Consider the following 16,992-nt stretch of genomic DNA (forward strand, 5'->3'; position numbering starts at 1 on the left):
AAAAAGTATGTGATGAATTTTGTCGAAAAATATTTTTTTGGCACCCCTAAGATGCCAAGAAACCTTGATATATCAACATTTCTAGAGGGAGGCAATTATGAGAAAACTATTCATAATAGTTATATTAATGTTCTTTGTTTCGTATTTGATCCACAAAACAAATGAGGGAGCAAATTTTCATTCTCCAGTTTATTCAGGAAATGAACTAAAAATCGGAATTGTTGGGGATATTCCTAAGATTAGGGAAAAAAACGTTTCTTTCATTCAAATGTCGATGGAAGACGTTTTGCAAAAAAAATTCGCAAACGTGGATAGTGTATTTATTACTAAAAAGCACTTAAAAGAGGCAGCTGAGCCACAGTATGCTAAAATTTATTGGGAATCCCCTATTCCGTTTGTTTTTATTGATTCTGAAAAGGTCTATTTGGCGTTTCTTGATGATCAATTAAGTTATGAAGACGCTCACATCATAAAATCAGGAGACTATGTAGTAGGATTTTATAAAGATACGTACTTTGGTATAGGACTTTACAATAATATTAGGAATGAGAAAACCATCCAAGACTGCTATTCTCGACTATTTGTTATTATAGAACGTTTTAAGAACACAGGTAAAATTTTAATTAAATAAGTGATGTGACACAAGTTTTATGTAATTACTGAGCAGAGAAAAACAAAAAGTTTACATAAAATGTAAACTTTTTGTTAGTTGCGCACTCAGTAGCTCATATATATTTTCGTTGTACGTTTCTTCCGTCGTATGTGAATAGTGTCGGTTTGTTTTCGATCATTGTTTCGATATGAACCGCACGGCCCCAAAGTTGATAAATGTAAGGAAGCACTTTTTCTAAATATTTCACGTCTAGTTCAATGCCTTCATACCAATGTTTTAAATATAGTTCTCCGTTGCGCATGTAGTCGCCATCGTTGACTGTAATGTATGGGAAGCCGCCGTTTACGCGAATGTTTACAAGTTGATCGCGTACATGTTCCCAATGTTTATCAACAATTTTGTAGTCTTTTCCTTGTTTTTGGAATAAATACATATCTTCACGCATGACGAGTTCTTTCGTTAAATAGTTGCGCAAAAAAGAAATGTCAGATTCTAATTCGCGTACTTCAAATATTTTTGCGCGTCCTGAACCAGGTTTGACTCCGAGCTTTTTCATTTCTTCCGTCGGATTGTCCCACCGTTTTTCAATATCTTCAAAAATTTTTAGTCCTAAATAGTACGGATTAATGCCTGTACGTGAAGGTTGCACAACACCTGCATTTAATTTCGCAAATTCAATCGCTTCATCGCTCGTTAAATCCATTTCGCGTAAAATACGTTGATGCCAGTACGTCGCCCATCCTTCGTTCATAATTTTCGTTTCGAGCTGAGGCCAAAAATAAAGCATTTCTTCTCGCATCATCGTTAAAATGTCGCGCTGCCACTCGTCGAGTTCACGACTATATTCCTCAATAAACAGCAATAAATCTTTCTCAGGATGGGGAGGAAACTTTCTTCGTTTTTTTCGAGCAGGTGTTGTTTTTTTCTTTTCATCAAGAGACCATAAGTCGTCATACGGAGAAGGTTTTGGTGTTTCATGATCGTCTTCGTATACTTCCGTATCCGCAATCGTCCATGAAAGTTTTGGGCGCAGAAGGGAAGGATCAATATGTTCTTGAATGGCTAATACAGCGTCTAAAAACTTTTCGACTTCTTGCTTCCCGTATTCGTGTTCGTAATGTTTAATGCGTTCAGCCGTTGCCGCCATACTTTCGACCATGTCTCGTTTTGTGTTGCTAAAGCGAACGTTATTTTTAAAAAAGTCGCTATGGGCAAGTACGTGTGCGACAATTAATTTATTTTGAATGAGCGTATTTGTATTTAATAAAAATGCGTAGCACGGATCAGAGTTAATGACAAGTTCGTAAATTTTACTTAATCCGAGATCGTAATGAAGTTTCATTTTATGAAATTGTTTGCCGAAGCTCCAATGGGAAAAACGTGTCGGCATACCGTATGCCCCAAACGTGTAAATAATATCAGCTGGACAAATTTCATAACGCATTTCATAAAAATCGAGTCCAAACCCTTCAGCAATTTCTGTAATTTCCGCAATCGCTTTTTCTAATGCTTTTTGTTCATCTCGTTTCATCGCGCTCCCTCCTTATGACAATGTATGAACGAGCGCATCATTTGATACGTCACGATATGGATTGACTTTATATTTTCTTTCGTATATATTTAACTATGTTAAATATTTATGTCGTTAAAAAAGGTGGGGTGTATATGGGAGAAACGCCGTTTTCTACGCTTGTTGAGCGATTAGAGCATGCGTTTTCGTTAGCCGTTCGCAAACTGGCAGCTGATTTAGCGAAAGAAGAGATTGGCTTAACGAAACCGCAGTTTTTTATTTTAAATTTGCTGTCAAAACGTGAAAAATGTACCGTGAGCGAATTGGCCGATGAAATGTTTGTCAAACCGAGCGCGATTACAACGATGATCGATCGCTTATATAAAAGCGGATTTGTATTGCGCGAACGGGATGAGGAAGATCGTCGCGTTGTGTATGTCCAGTTGTCTGAAAAGGGGAAAGAAATGCTTGAACATGCGCGGGCGGAGCGAAGAAAAATTATTGAACGTTATTTAAAACAATTGCAACCCGATGAGCTTGAACAGTTTGTCCGTATCATCGAAAAAATTGTTGAGACAAATGGAAAAGAGGAGAAGTGATATACATGAAAGAACAGGCAGCGATACAAGCGAGCATGGCCGATATACAACAAAAGCGAGGCATTTTAATTACTGGATTACTTGTTGCGATGTTGTTTGGGGCGCTCGATGGAACGATTGTTGGCACAGCGTTGCCGCGCATCGTTGGAGAACTTGGTGGACTAAGTATGATGGCATGGCTTACAACAGCGTACATGCTTACATCAACAACGATTGTTCCGATTGCCGGGAAGCTTGCTGATTTGTTTGGAAGAAAGTCGATTTATGTTACAGGATTAGCGATTTTTATTATTGGTTCAGCGCTATGTGGCATGGCAGATACGATGACGCAGCTTATTATTTTCCGAGCCATTCAAGGAATTGGCGGCGGCATTATGATGCCGATGGCGATGATTGTCATTGGTGATTTATTTACGGGGGCAGAGCGTGCAAAATGGCAAGGTGTATTTGGTGGCGTATTCGGATTAGCGTCTATTCTTGGTCCACAAGTCGGTGGATGGATTGTTGATTCGTTAAATTGGCGTTGGGTGTTTTATATTAACCTTCCCGTCGGCATATTAGCTATTGTTCTCATTTCCCTCGGTTTGCATAATCATCGTATGGCTGAGCGTGTAAAGCTTGATTTGGCCGGCATGTTTACAATGGTTGTGGCCGTTGTTTCGTTGTTGTTAGCGTTAACGTTTGGCGGCGACAAATACGATTGGCTGTCATGGCAAATCATTTCTTTACTAGCTAGCTCGGTCGTGTTCTTCAGTTTATTTGTGTTTGTTGAACGGAAAGCCGAGGAGCCAATTATGCCGATTCATTTATTAAAAAATAAGACGTTTGTTGTGCTCAATAGTGTCGGCTTTTTTATGTCTGTTGGTATGTTTGGAGCGATTATGTTCGTGCCGCTCTTTATGCAAGGCATTATCGGGATGAGTCCGTCAGAATCGGGAACGATGATGTTTCCGATGATGTTTGCCCTTATTATCGCAAGCATGATCGGTGGACGGCTTGTGCAAAAAATTGGCGTACGTCCGCAAGTCATTGGTGGAATGGTGCTTGTAGCGCTTGGCTTTTTCTTATTGTCAACGATGGATGTCCATACAAATAAATGGACGGCGATGTCATTTATGGCGACGCTCGGTTTTGGGCTAGGATTCGTCAATCCAGTCATTACGCTTGCGTTGCAAGAAGTATTTCCAAAATCACAGCTTGGCATCGTGACATCATCGAGCCAGTTTTTCCGTCAAATCGGTGGGACGTTTGGGGCAACATTGTTAGGGGCAATTATGAACCATCGTTCGAAAGATTTATTGGAAGCGAAGTTTCTTCCGTTATTACAACAATTACCGGAACAAGCGCATGCGATGATGGACTCGTTTAAACAACTCGTTGAATCGAATCCGCAAAGCGTATATTCGGTCATTTTAAATCCAGAGACGTTGAAAAAAATTCCCGAACAAATGCAACAAATGTTTGTGCCTGTATTAAAACAAACGCTTGTGGATGCGTTAAGCGATGTGTTTTTGTACGGATTGATTTTTGTTGGCATCGGCTTTATTTTTGCGATGTTTATCGGTCGCATTACCATTTCAAATCGAACGAATAAAATGAATGAAATGGAATAAATTATAAGTATACAATAGGCAACGATAAGGAATCGTTGTCTATTTTTGTTCGTATTTAAACCGTTTGCACAACAAAAACGAAATTTTTTATGAAAAAGTGCAACTTCCTCTTTCAACAAAGCGGTTTGTATATTAACATGAAAGAGTAAACAATATTGAAAGCGATTTATGTTGAATGAATCGAGGAGGATTTGACGTGAAAAAAGCTTGGTGGAAAGAAGCGGTTGCATATCAAATATATCCAAGAAGCTTTATGGATTCAAATGGAGACGGCATCGGTGATTTACAAGGGATTATCCAAAAGCTTGACTATTTAAAAGACCTTGGAATCGATGTCATATGGATTTGCCCGATTTATAAATCGCCAAACGCAGACAACGGCTATGACATTAGTGACTATCAAGACATTATGGAGCAGTTTGGCACGATGGAAGATTTCGATCAATTGCTTGAAGAAATTCATAAGCGCGACATGAAAGTCATTTTAGATCTTGTCATTAACCATACGAGCGATGAGCATCCGTGGTTTATTGAATCGCGCTCATCACGGGACAATCCGAAACGCGATTGGTACATTTGGCGCGATGGAAAAAACGGCAAAGAGCCAAACAACTGGGAAAGTATTTTTGGCGGTTCTGCTTGGGAATATGACGAGACGACGGACCAATATTATTTGCACGTGTTTGCGACGAAGCAGCCCGATTTAAACTGGGAAAATGAAGATGTTCGTCGCGCGCTATATGATATGATCAACTGGTGGCTTGACAAAGGAATTGATGGCTTCCGTGTCGATGCGATTTCACACATTAAGAAAAAAGAAGGTCTTCCTGATTTACCGAATCCAAAAGGTCTTGATTACGTTCCTTCGTTTGATGGACATATGAATCGAGAAGGAATTATGGAGTATCTTCGTGAACTCAAAGCGCAAACGTTTGCGCGTTATGACATTATGACGGTTGGCGAAGCAAACGGAGTGACTGTAGAGGAAGCGGAAGATTGGGTCGGTGAAGAAAACGGCATTTTTAATATGATTTTTCAGTTTGAGCATCTCGGACTTTGGCAAAAAGGAACAGATGGCGGTGTCGATGTTCGGAAATTAAAACGTGTATTAACGAAATGGCAAAAAGGGTTAGAAGGCATTGGATGGAATGCGCTATTTCTTGAAAACCATGACCAACCGCGTTCGGTGTCGACGTGGGGAAATGATGAGCAATATCTTGTTGAAAGTGCAAAAGCGTTAGGAGCATTATATTTCCTTATGCAAGGGACGCCGTTTATTTATCAAGGACAAGAAATTGGTATGACGAACGTACAGTTTGAAACAATTGATGAATATGACGATGTCGCTATTAAAAATTATTATCGCATTGAGCGCGCCAAAGGCCGTTCTCATGAAGAAGTGATGCGCTGGATTTGGAAAAATGGCCGCGACAATTCGCGCACACCAATGCAATGGTCCGACGAAAAAAATGCCGGCTTTACGACAGGAACGCCTTGGATTGGTGTGAATGAAAACTATAAGCAAATTAACGTTCAAAAGCAGCTAAATGATCCAAATTCTGTTTTAAACTTTTATAAACGTATGATTCAACTTCGTAAACAACATGACGTATTCGTTTACGGAACATATGATTTAATATTAGAAAACCATAAAGCAATTTATGCGTATACGCGCACATTAGGTGATGAAAAAGCAGTCGTCATCGTGAACTTAACAGACCGAAAAACGATGTATCGCTATGACTCGTTAAAATTGAATAGCGAACAACTTATGTTAACAAACTATGATGTCAAACAACATAAACATGCGACACGTTTTACATTGCGTCCATACGAAGCGCGCGTATATGTCATGAAATGATGATGAAATCCCCTTTTCCGATATGGAAGAGGGGATTTCACATTTTTTTCGTAATCATTTCATACTTTTCACATCTCTTTTTTGTACATTCATGACAAGCACATCTTTTTAAACGGAGGGATTTTTGTGAAAAAAACGCGCCATTTACATTTATGGATCGGGCTCATTTGTTCTGTATTTTTACTTTTAGAAGCGGTCACAGGGTTGTTGTTAACAGAGCGCTGGTTAATGGGAATGAGCGGTCATTCGCATGACAATCATGAACATGCGCATGGAGATGGCCATGAACATGCGAAATTAAACATGATTGATGCGGTGAAAAAAGCAAGCGAGTCTGGAGCGTTTTCAATGGACGAAGTTGGTGTTGTGATGAATCATGGGATGTATATGGTGCGGTTAAACGATAAAGATGGAACGTTAGTGACGATTGCACCAGATGGTACAGTTGTAAAAAAAGAAGTGAATACATTCGCATCGTTTGTACGTGCCATTCATGTTGGGAAACTTGGGATTTGGAACCGTCTCATGATCGATGTGGCTGCGATTGCGATTATCATTTTAACGATCACAGGGATTTATTTATCTGTGAAAATTTTGCGGGCGCAAACGAAGGCGAAACGAAGAAACATAGCTGCATAAACGAAAAAGCACTTCGCAACAACCGTTGGTGCGAAGCGCTTTTTAACTAATTCGTTTCGTAGGTGTTTGTTGAATTTTCCCTGTTCCGTTGCAAAACGAACATGTTTTATAAAGCGACAAACAAATTTTCATTTTCTTTTTCCCAAAGCACTTTGGACAAATCGTTTTTAATGCCATATCGATCACCTCACAAAAGTAAGCGTTTTCAATTATAGTATACCCCGTTTTTGTGCGATGTGTGCACAACAATTTTGTCCACTTTTAAACAGGTTGGCGTGCGCCAACCTGTTTTATTTGCGTGAATGTACTTCGTAAATCGCAAACTTCAAATAATCCCCTTCATCGGCGGCAAGCAGTTTCGGATGATCATATCCTGCGCCGCTCCAATGAATTTGACGTAAAATTTTCTTTGCATCAAACGCTGCTTCTGCGACCATCGCTTGGAACATATCAGGATGCACATGATACGAACAACTTGCTGTTACGAAAAAGCCGCCGTCTTTGACGAGTTTTAAGCCATTTAAATTAATATCCTTATAGCCGGCAAGCGCTTTTGGTACCGCATGAGCGGACTTAGCAAACGCTGGAGGATCAATAATGACGACATCCCATTTTTTCCCCTTTTGTACACATTCTCTTAAATAATCAAACGCGTTCGCAACGACGAAATCCACGTTTGTAAATCCGTTTAGCTCAGCGTTTCTTTTTGCCGTTTCAATCGCATGTTCAGAAATGTCGACAGCGGTCACATGTTTTGCTCCGTATAAGCAGGCGTTTAACATAAATGATCCTGTATGCGTAAAACAATCGAGCACAGTCGATTCGCTTGTAATGAGCGGCTTGATCGCGGCGCGATTTTGGCGCTGATCGAAGAAAAACCCTGTTTTTTGCCCGTTTTCAATGTCGACAATATATTTGACGCCATTTTCTTCAATTTGTACGTTCGTATCGCACGTGCCGTACCAAAATCCTTTTTCTTGTTTCAGCCCTTCTAATTCACGCACGTGGACGTCGTTGCGCAAATAAATGGCTTTCGGTTGAAAGACGCCAAGAAGCGCTTGTAAAATCCATTCTTTTCTTTTCTCCATGCCGAGCGATAAAATTTGCACAACGAGCACATCTTCGTATTTATCGACAATAAGCCCAGGCAAAAAATCCGCTTCTCCATAAATGGCGCGACATGAACGAACGCCCGGAATCATGCGCTCACGATACGCCCACGCTTGCCGAATGCGATTCATAAAAAATTGAGCATTTAATTCATCATTTGGATTTTGCGTTAACACGCGCACGATCATTTGTGATTTCGGGTTAATGTACCCTTTCGCTAAAAAATGACGTTGATGGTTATATACGTTGACGAAATCACCTGGTTCAACGTCTCCCTCAATATAGTCAACTTCGCTTTGAAACACCCACGGATGTCCAAGCTCAAGCCGCTTTTTTCTTTTTCGTTTTAAAAATACATTCGCCATACATTCCACTCCTGAACTATATATTCGCTACTTTAGCATACAGGAAGAACACGATGTGCGCAAATGATGGAGAAAAATATTTGACAAAACAATGAAATATGCTAATATTAGTGACAAAGTGAATGATGCAAATGCATTCCACTAGGGGGGCCTTTAGATAGGCTGAGATCAAAGTGTGCCTTTGAGACCCTTAGAACCTGATCTGGATCATACCAGCGTAGGGAAGTGGAGACGGTGCGAAGTGTGTCTATATGCCAATTTCCATCGTTTACAAAACCACTTTCTTTGCGCAAAGAAAGTGGTTTTTTATTTTTTCATAAGGGGGAGAGGAAATGTTGTTTTCAGAACAGTTGCGCAAAGCTGTCGATCCGATTTGGGAAGCGAGTTTTCATCATCCGTTTGTCAAACAACTAGGAGAAGGGACGCTAGATTTACGTTGTTTTCGGTATTATGTATTACAAGATTCATATTATTTGACGCACTTCGCGAAAGTGCAAGCGCTTGGCGGGGCGATGGCTGACGATTTACAAACGACTGCAAGCATGGCGAATCATGCGCAAAATACGTATGAAGCTGAGCTTCGTTTACATGAAACGTTTATGAAAGAGCTCGGCATTACAGAAGAAGAAAAGGCGTCATTTGTTCCTGCACCAACCGCGTATGCATACACGTCACATATGTATCGGGCAGCGTTTGCAGGACACTTCGGTGATGTATTAGCGGCCATTTTACCGTGCTATTGGTTATATTACGAAATTGGCGAGAGGTTAAAGCATTGTAAGCCGAATCATCCGATTTATGCGAAATGGATTGAAGCGTACGGCTCCGATTGGTTTAGACAGCTTGTCGAACAACAAATTGCGCGCTTAAATGACATAGCGAAAACAGTAAGTGAAAAAGATTTAGAGCGAATGAAGCAACACTTTTGGATCAGCAGTCAGTATGAATATTTATTTTGGGATATGGCGTACAAATTAGAACGTTGGCCAATGGAAGAGGAGGATGTTTATGCAAACGAAAGGGCTTAAATTAACAGACGTATTAACGACCGTTGTTGTAGCGATTGTGTTTGGGATTGTGTATAAAGTGTGGGGACCGCTTTACTATGCGGTCAAACCGCTTGGACTTCATCTCGATCAACTCATTTATGGCATGTGGTTTATTGCTGCGACAGTGGCATATTTGTTGATTCGTAAGCCAGGAGTGGCGTTGCTTGCGGAAGTCGCTGCTGCCTCAGGGGAGTTTTTAGCTGGATCTGAGTGGGGACTAGAAGTGTTATTTTACGGTTTTGTGCAAGGATTGCTGGCTGAGCTTGTTTTCGCTGCTTTCCGTTATAAACGTTTCGACGTGGCGGTTGTGTCGCTTGCTGCCGTCGGTTCAACAATCGCTTCATTAGTGCTTGATTTTTACAAAGGATATATCGATCAATTAGCTTGGTGGAATTTAACATTATTTATCGGTGCGCGTTTCGTTGGAGCGATCATCATTGCTGGAGTATTTGCCTATTCGCTTGTCAAAGCGCTCGAAGCGACAGGTGTGACGCAACTGTTGCGCCCGACGACAAAAGAAGATTACGACTCGCTTGATCAATAGAAGGTGACATCGTTGATACACATTGAGCAATTGCGGTTAAAGTTTCCGGGGGCGGAAAAACGGTTATTTACCGATGTATCGCTTTCGATTAAAAAAGGAGAAAAAGTGTTGCTTTTAGGTCCATCAGGGTGTGGAAAATCGACGTTATTACAAGTGATGGCTGGCATTATTCCGCGCTCGATCGATGTGCCGATGAAAGCAAAAGCGCTTCACATTCCAAAGCAAGTCGGCTATGTGTTTCAAGATCCGGATGCGCAGTTTTGCATGCCGTACGTCGATGAAGAAATTGCGTTTGTTCTTGAGAATCTCGGTGTGCCACGTGCGGAGATGAAAGAAAAAATCGAGCGTGTTCTTCAACGCGTGCACCTTCGTCTTCCGCACGTTCACGTGCCGATTCAAACGTTATCGGGAGGAATGAAGCAGCGGTTAGCGATTGCCTCTGTCTTGGCGCTTGACCCGCATGTGTTATTTTTAGATGAGCCGACAGCGCTTCTCGATGAAGACGGAACAAAAGCAGTATGGGAAACGTTAAAAGAAGTAGCGGACGACCGAACAGTTGTTATTGTTGAGCATAAAATTGATCATATTCTCGATTTTGTTGAGCGCATCATTTTGTTTAACGCATGTGGTGAAATCATTGCTGATGGCCCAACGGACCATATATTTTCGACGTATCGTTCGTTTATTGCCGAACAAGGCATTTGGTATCCACAAGTGTGGGAGACGTATGAAAAGCCAAAAACAGCGCAGCAGCCGTATCATGAGTCAAACGTGCTTTTACATGTACAGTCGCTCCGCGGTTTTCGACAAAAAGAAGAAAAAATCGCAGTCGATGATGTCGTCATTCGTGCAGGTGAATGGATTGCGATTACAGGGGAAAATGGCGCAGGAAAAAGTACGTTGCTGCAAAGCTTCATGAAGTTAATTCGAACAGAAGGCGATATGTATTGGCAAGGAGAGCTAGTAAAAAATGATGGGGTATTATACGATCACATCGCTTTTGTATTTCAAAACCCAGAGTTTCAATTTGTTACAAATCGTGTAGATGATGAGCTCGCTTATTGTTTACGTCTTGAACAACGCCCGGAATATGAAATAGAAGAGGAAGTAGAGAGGTTGCTTAGGCGTTTTCATTTAAGTGCGCAACGGCATTTGCATCCGTACCAATTGTCGATGGGGCAAAAGCGGCGGTTAAGTGTTGCCGCTTCAGTGACGGATCGCCATCGCATATTGCTTCTTGATGAACCGACGTTCGGGCAAGATGCAAAAAATACGTTTGCGTTGCTCGAATGGCTTGAAGCGTATCGGCAACAAGGAAAGGCGATTGTCATGGTGACGCACGATGAGCGCATCGTGTCTCAATTTGCGACGAGACGATGGGTCATTGAAAAAGGAAAGCTTGTCGCCGATGAAACGATCGTGCCGCGGACGCTTGTGCGAGGTGGGATATGATGAGATGGAGCATCGAACATAAAGAGACATGGTTGCATCAAACGAACCCAACCGTAAAATTATTGTTATTTTTGCCGATGTTTATCGTTATTGTTTTTGTCCATAACCCGAACGTGCTCATCAATTGGACGATCGGCTTTACGGCGTTATTTATGTTGTTTAGCGGTTATCGAATGAAGCATGTGCTTTTGTTTTTCGTTCCGTTTTTCTTCATTTTCATTTCTACGTCGTCTTCCATGATTTTATTTGGAAAGGGAGAGACGACGTGGTTTCGCTTCGGTCTTATTCATGTGACGGAAGAAAGCTTTTATCGCGGCGTTCATCTCGGATTTCGCACGCTTTTGTTTGCGATTTTCGGATTAATGTTTACGCTTACGACAAAGCCGGTGTTTTTATTTTATTCACTGATGCAACAAGCGAAATTGAAACCAAAATATGCGTATAGTTTTTTAGCAGCCATACGTTTATTGCCAATGATGGTAGAAGAGTTTCAAACGGTGCATCAAGCATTAAAAGTACGTCGAGCCGCCAAAGCGAAAGGGTTTCGCGGGAAGCTTGAACTGATGAAACGATACGCGATTCCGCTTTTATCACAAAGCATTCGCCGCGCTCAACGCATTGCCGTAGCGATGGAAGCGAAAGGATTTACAAATGAACGAGCGAGAACGTTTTATTATGAACTGACGCTCGGAAAATATGACGTCTATTTATTCGTTGTCATATGCGTCATTGTTGCGGTCGGATATTACGCTGCTCATGCGTTTCCATACGTTGCCATTAAGGATGTGCGTTAAGATGAAAGAGCTTCATCTCATCTCGACGGGAAAGCAGTCCATTGAAACGTTTGTTCATATTTCGTCGTTCGTACATGCATATGCTGACTTTATTCATATTCGTGAAAAACATCGTTCGGCAAAAGAGATTGGGATAATTGTGGAACAGTTGCTTGAAGCAAATGTCCCAGCACAAAAAATAGTCATTAATGATCGGGTGGACGTCGCTGTCGTTTATGGCGTTGGCGGCGTTCAGCTCGCCCATCATAGCTTGTCTCCCAAACAAATAAAAGGGAAGTTTCCTTTTTTGCGCGTCGGTTGCTCCGTGCACACGTTTGAAGAAGCGAAACGGGCGGAAAAAGAAGGAGCGGACTACGTCATTTTCGGACATATATACGAAACGAATTGTAAAGAAGGACGAAAGCCGCGCGGGCTTTCATCGTTGCGTCAGTTGATAAGTCACGTACGCATTCCTGTCGTCGCCATTGGAGGCATTAAACCTTTCCATGTTCGTGATGTGTTCATGACTGGAGTGAAAGGAATTGCCGTCATGTCGACGGTGTTTGAGGCGGATGATCCGCTACATATGGTTCAACGATATCGGAAACAAATGGGGGCGAATACATGGACGTTTTAATTGTTGGGGGAGGCATTATCGGCAGTAGCATCGCTTTTGAGTTAGCGAAAAGAGGAGCATCAGTCGTTGTCATTGAACGGGGAGAGTTAGCGCAAGAAGCATCATCGGCAGCAGCTGGGATGCTCGGTGCGCATTCTGAGTTTGCGACAGACCACCCGCTCATTCCGCTTGCTTTAGCGAGCCAAGCGGCATTTCCAGCCGTTATTGCCGAATTGCGAGAATTGACAAATATTGAAGTCGGATGGAATGAAGCAGGAATGTTAAAGTTGGCGACAACGATGGAAGAGTACAAAAAATTAACGGAACATTATGAATTTTGGAGGCGCATACAACCACAGCACGTCCGCTGGTTAACACCGAAAGAAGTGGCGGACATGGAACGAAATGTACGAAATGAATATGGTGCGATGTACACGATTGATCAACAAGTGAACGCGAAACAACTATCAATCGCTTTTGCTCATGGAGCAATGGCGAAAGGAGCCCGTGTTTTACCGTATACGGAAGTGTACGATTTTATTTTCGAACGGGAACGTGTTGTAGGAGTGAAAACGACGAGCGGAACGTTATATGGTGAACGTATCGTCATCGCGTGCGGTGCATGGACGCCAATGTTAGCTGAAAAGTTGCGGTTATCGCTACATATGTATCCGGTCAAAGGAGAATGTGTTTCGGTTACGACAGAAACACCGCTTTTACAAACGACTGTATTTGCGAAAAACGGCTGTTATATTGTGCCGAAAGCGAACAATCGCTTGATCATCGGGGCTAGCGCCATCGCGCATTCGTTTGCCAAAACGGTGCAAACATGTAGCGTACAGCAATTGCTAGCGCGTGCGATGCAAATCGTTCCGGCTATCGCTCATTCCACATTTGAAAAAGCGTGGGCAGGCATTCGGCCGCAAACAAAAGATGGCATGCCTTATATCGGAGCGCATCCACAATATGAGAACGTATTCGTTGTGACAGGGCATTATCGAAACGGCATTTTGTTAAGCGCCATCACAGGAACAATTGTAAGCGATATGCTTGAAAGAAAAGATGTGCCATTTGATATGACGCCGTTTTCGCTAACAAGAAAGGGGGAGGGGCATGCGTTGCATCATTAACGGTGAGATGATTGACTTGCCAGCTCACATTCGTACTGTCGCTCAACTGTTACAACATTTTCGCATTCATGAAAAGATCGCGATCGTTGAAATCAATGCGAACATTATTATGAAAGAGAAATATGAGCATACAGCCATTGCGGACGGTGATCGCATTGAAATCGTTCATTTTGTAGGGGGAGGATAATATGTTACAAATCGGTTCGTATACATTTCAATCTCGTTTATTGCTTGGGACAGGGAAATTTCCGAACATCGATATTCAAAAAGAAGCGGTTGAAGCGTCGGGGGCAGAAATTTTAACGTTTGCGGTGCGACGAATGAACATTTTTGCACCCGATCAACCGAATTTTTTAGAAAAAATAAATATAACAAAATATAAACTGCTACCGAATACAGCCGGGGCGAAAACAGCGGAAGAAGCGGTGCGCATCGCCCGTTTAGCAAAAGCTTCTGGGCTTTGTGATATGGTGAAAGTAGAAGTGATTGGGTGCGATCAAACGTTATTACCTGATCCGATCGAGACGTTGAAAGCAACAGAAATGTTATTAGAAGAAGGATTTATCGTTTTACCGTACACGTCAGATGATGTTGTGCTAGCGAAGCGACTGCAACAACTCGGTTGCCATGCGATCATGCCTGGCGCATCACCGATCGGTTCAGGACAAGGAATTATGAATCCGTTAAACATTCAATTCATTATTGAACAAGCCACTGTTCCCGTCATTATCGATGCAGGCATTGGCGGTCCAGCTGATGCGGCATTGGCAATGGAATTAGGTGCGGATGGAGTATTGTTAAATACAGCTGTTGCTTCTGCGAAAGATCCCGTAAAAATGGCGAAAGCGATGAAGCTTGCGATTGAGGCGGGGAGACTTGGGTATGAAGCGGGACGTATTCCGAAAAAGAAATATGCAACAGCGAGTAGCCCGAGCGAAGGGATGAGCGTCATCTAATGGACCGTTATTCACGCCAACAATTGTTTGCGCCAATTGGAGAAAGAGGGCAGCAATCCATTCGTGAAAAACATGTGCTCCTTATTGGAGCAGGAGCGCTTGGAGCGGCAAATGCAGAGACGCTTGTACGTGCAGGGATTGGGAAAATAACAATCATTGATCGCGATTATGTCGAATGGAGCAATTTACAACGCCAACAGCTATATACGGAAGAAGATGCAACAAACCGATTGCCGAAAGCCATTGCTGCTGCTATGCATTTGCGAGCCATAAATGGCGATGTGGTCGTTGAACCGATTGTAGCTGATGCGGACGCTCGCTTGCTTGAACACGTTGTTGCCCGTGAGCGTCCGCACGTCATTATTGATAGTACGGATAATTTCGACGTGCGTATGATCATCAACGATGTTTCGCAAAAGTATGATGTGCCGTGGATTTATGGGGCGTGCGTAGGAAGTTACGGTTTAAGTTATGTCATCGTTCCGAATGAAACGCCATGTTTGCGTTGTTTACTTGAAGATGTGCCACTTGGTGTTGCCACGTGTGATACAGTCGGAATCATTAGTCCTGTCGTTCATATGGTTGTTGCACATCAAACGGCTGAAGCATTAAAAATTTTAGTAGGTGATAAACGTATAAACCGCAAGCTCGTTTCGTTTGATGTATGGCACGGACAATATCGCATGATCGATGTGCATAAGTTAAAAAAAGACGATTGTCCGTCGTGTAGTGAAAGACGAACGTATCCAGCCCTTCAATACGAAAATGAAACGAAATTTGCGGTGTTGTGTGGGCGTGAAACCGTACAAATTCGTCCTGCCCATCGAGGAGAGCGAGAGTGGACAACGCTTCTTTCATTTTTAACAAAACGTGGAATTCAAGTGGAACAAAACGACTATTTATTTTCGTTTACGGTCGATTCGCATCGCTTTGTTGTTTTTTTCGATGGGCGTGTATTGATTCATGGCACAAATGATGTTCAAGAAGCAAAGCGGCTATATTATCAATATTTGGGGTGAAAGCATGGTATATAAAGCGTTGACGATTGCTGGTTCAGATAGTGGCGGGGGAGCGGGTATTCAAGCGGATGTAAAAACGTTTCATCAATTACATGTGTTTGGCATGTCAGCAATTACTGCAGTTACTGCGCAAAACACGCTCGGTGTACAAGGGGTATACCCGCTTCCTGTTGAAGCGATTGAAAAGCAAATGGATTCGATTGCTACCGATTTGCCGCCAGATGCTATAAAAACGGGAATGTTATTTAGCGAAGAAATCATCGAATGTGTTGCTTATAAAACGAAGCAACATCGGTGGACGCGAGTAGTCGTCGATCCGGTGATGATCGCGAAAGGTGGCTCGCCGCTATTGAAACAAGAGGCGGTCGAAGCGTTGCAACGGCATATGTTGCCGCTTGCTTATGTGTTAACACCGAACATTCCAGAAGCGGAAGTGTTAACAAATATGCAAATTGACACATTGGAACAACGAAAAGAAGCAGCGAAAAAACTTCATGACATGGGTGTGCGATATGTCGTCATGAAAGGTGGACACGGGGAAGGAAATGAACTTGTCGATCTTTTATACGATGGGGAACAATTTTACGAATGGAAAAGCAAACGCGTTCATACGAAACATACGCACGGGACAGGATGTACGTTTGCTGCCGCCATTACAGCACAACTTGCAAAAGGAAAAACGATATATGAAGCAGTAGATGTGGCGAAACGATTTATTCAAGCAGCGATTGAACAAACGCTACAAATTGGCGGTGGGCATGGACCGACAAACCATTGGGCATTTCATGAATAAAAAATGTTCACATCATTGACAAACACATTCGTTCTCACCATTGTTAAAATGAAAATGGGGAATATATTGATGGAGGGGACGAACGAGTGGAAGAACTTTCAATTACGCTAAATATTACGTACGTGTTGCTTTTAACGTTTTTTATCGGTACAACGCTAATCGAGTCATAAGAACGGCTGTACATATGTACGGTCGTTTTCTTTTTCAGTTAAATTTGGTATCATTAACGTATATATTTATGGTAACCAATACTTTTTATTAGGAGCATTCCTGTTAGAAAGGTTTTCGGGGGACTTGAAAGAAAAAAGCCCTCTTGGTATGATGCAGGGGTGTCAATGGAAAGTTGACCC

17 protein-coding genes and 1 riboswitch are annotated in these 16,992 nt (G+C 42.2%); of the genes, 15 read left to right on the top strand and 2 right to left on the bottom strand.

Going from position 1 to position 16,992, the window contains the following annotated elements; all coding sequences use genetic code 11:
* The first annotated feature begins 97 nt into the window (after positions 1–97).
* Positions 98–631, top strand: a complete 534-nt coding sequence (locus EKC99_RS13485; protein WP_163152304.1) for a hypothetical protein — start codon at positions 98–100, stop codon at positions 629–631.
* 94 nt (positions 632–725) lie between these two features.
* On the opposite strand, the gene EKC99_RS13490 is transcribed toward EKC99_RS13485, so the two are convergent.
* Positions 726–2,144: a SpoVR family protein gene (locus EKC99_RS13490; protein ID WP_163152306.1), complete on the bottom strand. Its 1,419-nt coding sequence runs from the start codon at positions 2,142–2,144 to the stop codon at positions 726–728.
* A gap of 134 nt (positions 2,145–2,278) precedes the next feature.
* Between EKC99_RS13490 and EKC99_RS13495 the strand changes: the two genes are divergently transcribed.
* The 4 genes from EKC99_RS13495 to EKC99_RS13510 all read left to right on the top strand — a co-directional run bounded on the left by EKC99_RS13495 (position 2,279) and on the right by EKC99_RS13510 (position 6,835).
* The gene (locus EKC99_RS13495) at positions 2,279–2,722 is read left to right on the top strand and encodes a MarR family winged helix-turn-helix transcriptional regulator (protein ID WP_163152308.1); all 444 of its coding nucleotides are present in this window, start codon (positions 2,279–2,281) and stop codon (positions 2,720–2,722) included.
* Between the two features lie 5 nt (positions 2,723–2,727).
* Positions 2,728–4,335, top strand: coding sequence for an MDR family MFS transporter (locus EKC99_RS13500; RefSeq protein WP_035064704.1), 1,608 nt, complete (start codon positions 2,728–2,730; stop codon positions 4,333–4,335).
* Positions 4,336–4,531: 196 nt separating this feature from the next.
* On the top strand, positions 4,532–6,196 hold the full coding sequence (locus tag EKC99_RS13505) for a glycoside hydrolase family 13 protein (protein WP_163152310.1): 1,665 nt from the start codon (positions 4,532–4,534) through the stop codon (positions 6,194–6,196).
* A 126-nt stretch (positions 6,197–6,322) separates the two neighbouring features.
* Positions 6,323–6,835 (top strand): PepSY domain-containing protein, encoded by a 513-nt coding sequence (locus EKC99_RS13510; protein WP_163152312.1) that lies wholly within the window; start codon positions 6,323–6,325, stop codon positions 6,833–6,835.
* A gap of 290 nt (positions 6,836–7,125) precedes the next feature.
* Here the strand turns inward: EKC99_RS13510 and EKC99_RS13515 are convergent, their stop codons facing one another.
* Entirely contained in the window at positions 7,126–8,310 is a 1,185-nt protein-coding gene (locus tag EKC99_RS13515) for a class I SAM-dependent rRNA methyltransferase (RefSeq protein ID WP_163152313.1), read from the bottom strand.
* Positions 8,311–8,443: 133 nt separating this feature from the next.
* Positions 8,444–8,551: riboswitch (TPP riboswitch) on the top strand.
* Between the two features lie 91 nt (positions 8,552–8,642).
* Here EKC99_RS13515 and tenA point away from each other — a divergent pair.
* From tenA to thiD, 10 genes are read left to right on the top strand one after another with little or no spacing between them, the layout of a single operon-like run.
* Entirely contained in the window at positions 8,643–9,338 is a 696-nt protein-coding gene (gene tenA, locus EKC99_RS13520; RefSeq protein ID WP_009362032.1) for a thiaminase II, read from the top strand.
* Positions 9,313–9,903, top strand: coding sequence for an ECF transporter S component (locus tag EKC99_RS13525; RefSeq protein WP_019417077.1), 591 nt, complete (start codon positions 9,313–9,315; stop codon positions 9,901–9,903). The genes tenA and EKC99_RS13525 overlap by 26 nt, the downstream gene beginning before the upstream one ends.
* Positions 9,904–9,906: 3 nt before the next feature.
* A complete protein-coding gene (locus EKC99_RS13530) occupies positions 9,907–11,355 on the top strand; it encodes an ABC transporter ATP-binding protein (RefSeq protein ID WP_163152315.1) in 1,449 nt (482 codons plus the stop codon).
* Positions 11,355–12,149, top strand: coding sequence for an energy-coupling factor transporter transmembrane component T family protein (locus tag EKC99_RS13535; protein WP_163152328.1), 795 nt, complete (start codon positions 11,355–11,357; stop codon positions 12,147–12,149). The genes EKC99_RS13530 and EKC99_RS13535 overlap by 1 nt, the downstream gene beginning before the upstream one ends.
* A 1-nt stretch (position 12,150) precedes the next feature.
* Positions 12,151–12,765, top strand: a complete 615-nt coding sequence (tenI, locus tag EKC99_RS13540; RefSeq protein ID WP_163152317.1) for a thiazole tautomerase TenI — start codon at positions 12,151–12,153, stop codon at positions 12,763–12,765.
* Positions 12,753–13,874 carry a glycine oxidase ThiO gene (thiO, locus tag EKC99_RS13545; protein WP_163152319.1) on the top strand — a complete coding sequence of 374 codons (1,122 nt, stop codon included), beginning with the start codon at positions 12,753–12,755 and terminating at the stop codon, positions 13,872–13,874. The genes tenI and thiO overlap by 13 nt, the downstream gene beginning before the upstream one ends.
* Entirely contained in the window at positions 13,858–14,061 is a 204-nt protein-coding gene (thiS, locus tag EKC99_RS13550) for a sulfur carrier protein ThiS (RefSeq protein WP_009362026.1), read from the top strand. The genes thiO and thiS overlap by 17 nt, the downstream gene beginning before the upstream one ends.
* 1 nt (position 14,062) lies before the next feature.
* A complete protein-coding gene (locus tag EKC99_RS13555) occupies positions 14,063–14,830 on the top strand; it encodes a thiazole synthase (protein ID WP_163152321.1) in 768 nt (255 codons plus the stop codon).
* On the top strand, positions 14,830–15,849 hold the full coding sequence (locus tag EKC99_RS13560; RefSeq protein ID WP_163152324.1) for a MoeB/ThiF family adenylyltransferase: 1,020 nt from the start codon (positions 14,830–14,832) through the stop codon (positions 15,847–15,849). The genes EKC99_RS13555 and EKC99_RS13560 overlap by 1 nt, the downstream gene beginning before the upstream one ends.
* 4 nt (positions 15,850–15,853) lie before the next feature.
* Positions 15,854–16,642 (top strand): bifunctional hydroxymethylpyrimidine kinase/phosphomethylpyrimidine kinase, encoded by a 789-nt coding sequence (gene thiD, locus EKC99_RS13565; RefSeq protein WP_163152326.1) that lies wholly within the window; start codon positions 15,854–15,856, stop codon positions 16,640–16,642.
* Positions 16,643–16,992 lie beyond the last annotated feature (350 nt).

The sequence above is a fragment of the Anoxybacillus sp. MB8 genome (genome assembly GCF_011006755.1).
Classification (GTDB): Bacteria; Bacillota; Bacilli; order Bacillales; family Anoxybacillaceae; genus Anoxybacillus; species Anoxybacillus gonensis.

What these genes read in the sequence shown, in the direction of transcription:
- EKC99_RS13485 (WP_163152304.1), top strand. Translation starts at nt 98, where the DNA reads ATGAGAAAACTATTCATAATAGTTATATTAATGTTCTTTGTTTCGTAT.
- EKC99_RS13490 (WP_163152306.1), bottom strand. Translation starts at nt 2,144, where the DNA reads ATGAAACGAGATGAACAAAAAGCATTAGAAAAAGCGATTGCGGAAATT.
- EKC99_RS13495 (WP_163152308.1), top strand. Translation starts at nt 2,279, where the DNA reads ATGGGAGAAACGCCGTTTTCTACGCTTGTTGAGCGATTAGAGCATGCG.
- EKC99_RS13500 (WP_035064704.1), top strand. Translation starts at nt 2,728, where the DNA reads ATGAAAGAACAGGCAGCGATACAAGCGAGCATGGCCGATATACAACAA.
- EKC99_RS13515 (WP_163152313.1), bottom strand. Translation starts at nt 8,310, where the DNA reads ATGGCGAATGTATTTTTAAAACGAAAAAGAAAAAAGCGGCTTGAGCTT.
- tenA (WP_009362032.1), top strand. Translation starts at nt 8,643, where the DNA reads ATGTTGTTTTCAGAACAGTTGCGCAAAGCTGTCGATCCGATTTGGGAA.
- EKC99_RS13525 (WP_019417077.1), top strand. Translation starts at nt 9,313, where the DNA reads ATGTTTATGCAAACGAAAGGGCTTAAATTAACAGACGTATTAACGACC.
- EKC99_RS13535 (WP_163152328.1), top strand. Translation starts at nt 11,355, where the DNA reads ATGAGATGGAGCATCGAACATAAAGAGACATGGTTGCATCAAACGAAC.
- tenI (WP_163152317.1), top strand. Translation starts at nt 12,151, where the DNA reads ATGAAAGAGCTTCATCTCATCTCGACGGGAAAGCAGTCCATTGAAACG.
- thiO (WP_163152319.1), top strand. Translation starts at nt 12,753, where the DNA reads ATGGACGTTTTAATTGTTGGGGGAGGCATTATCGGCAGTAGCATCGCT.
- thiS (WP_009362026.1), top strand. Translation starts at nt 13,858, where the DNA reads ATGCGTTGCATCATTAACGGTGAGATGATTGACTTGCCAGCTCACATT.
- EKC99_RS13555 (WP_163152321.1), top strand. Translation starts at nt 14,063, where the DNA reads ATGTTACAAATCGGTTCGTATACATTTCAATCTCGTTTATTGCTTGGG.
- EKC99_RS13560 (WP_163152324.1), top strand. Translation starts at nt 14,830, where the DNA reads ATGGACCGTTATTCACGCCAACAATTGTTTGCGCCAATTGGAGAAAGA.
- thiD (WP_163152326.1), top strand. Translation starts at nt 15,854, where the DNA reads ATGGTATATAAAGCGTTGACGATTGCTGGTTCAGATAGTGGCGGGGGA.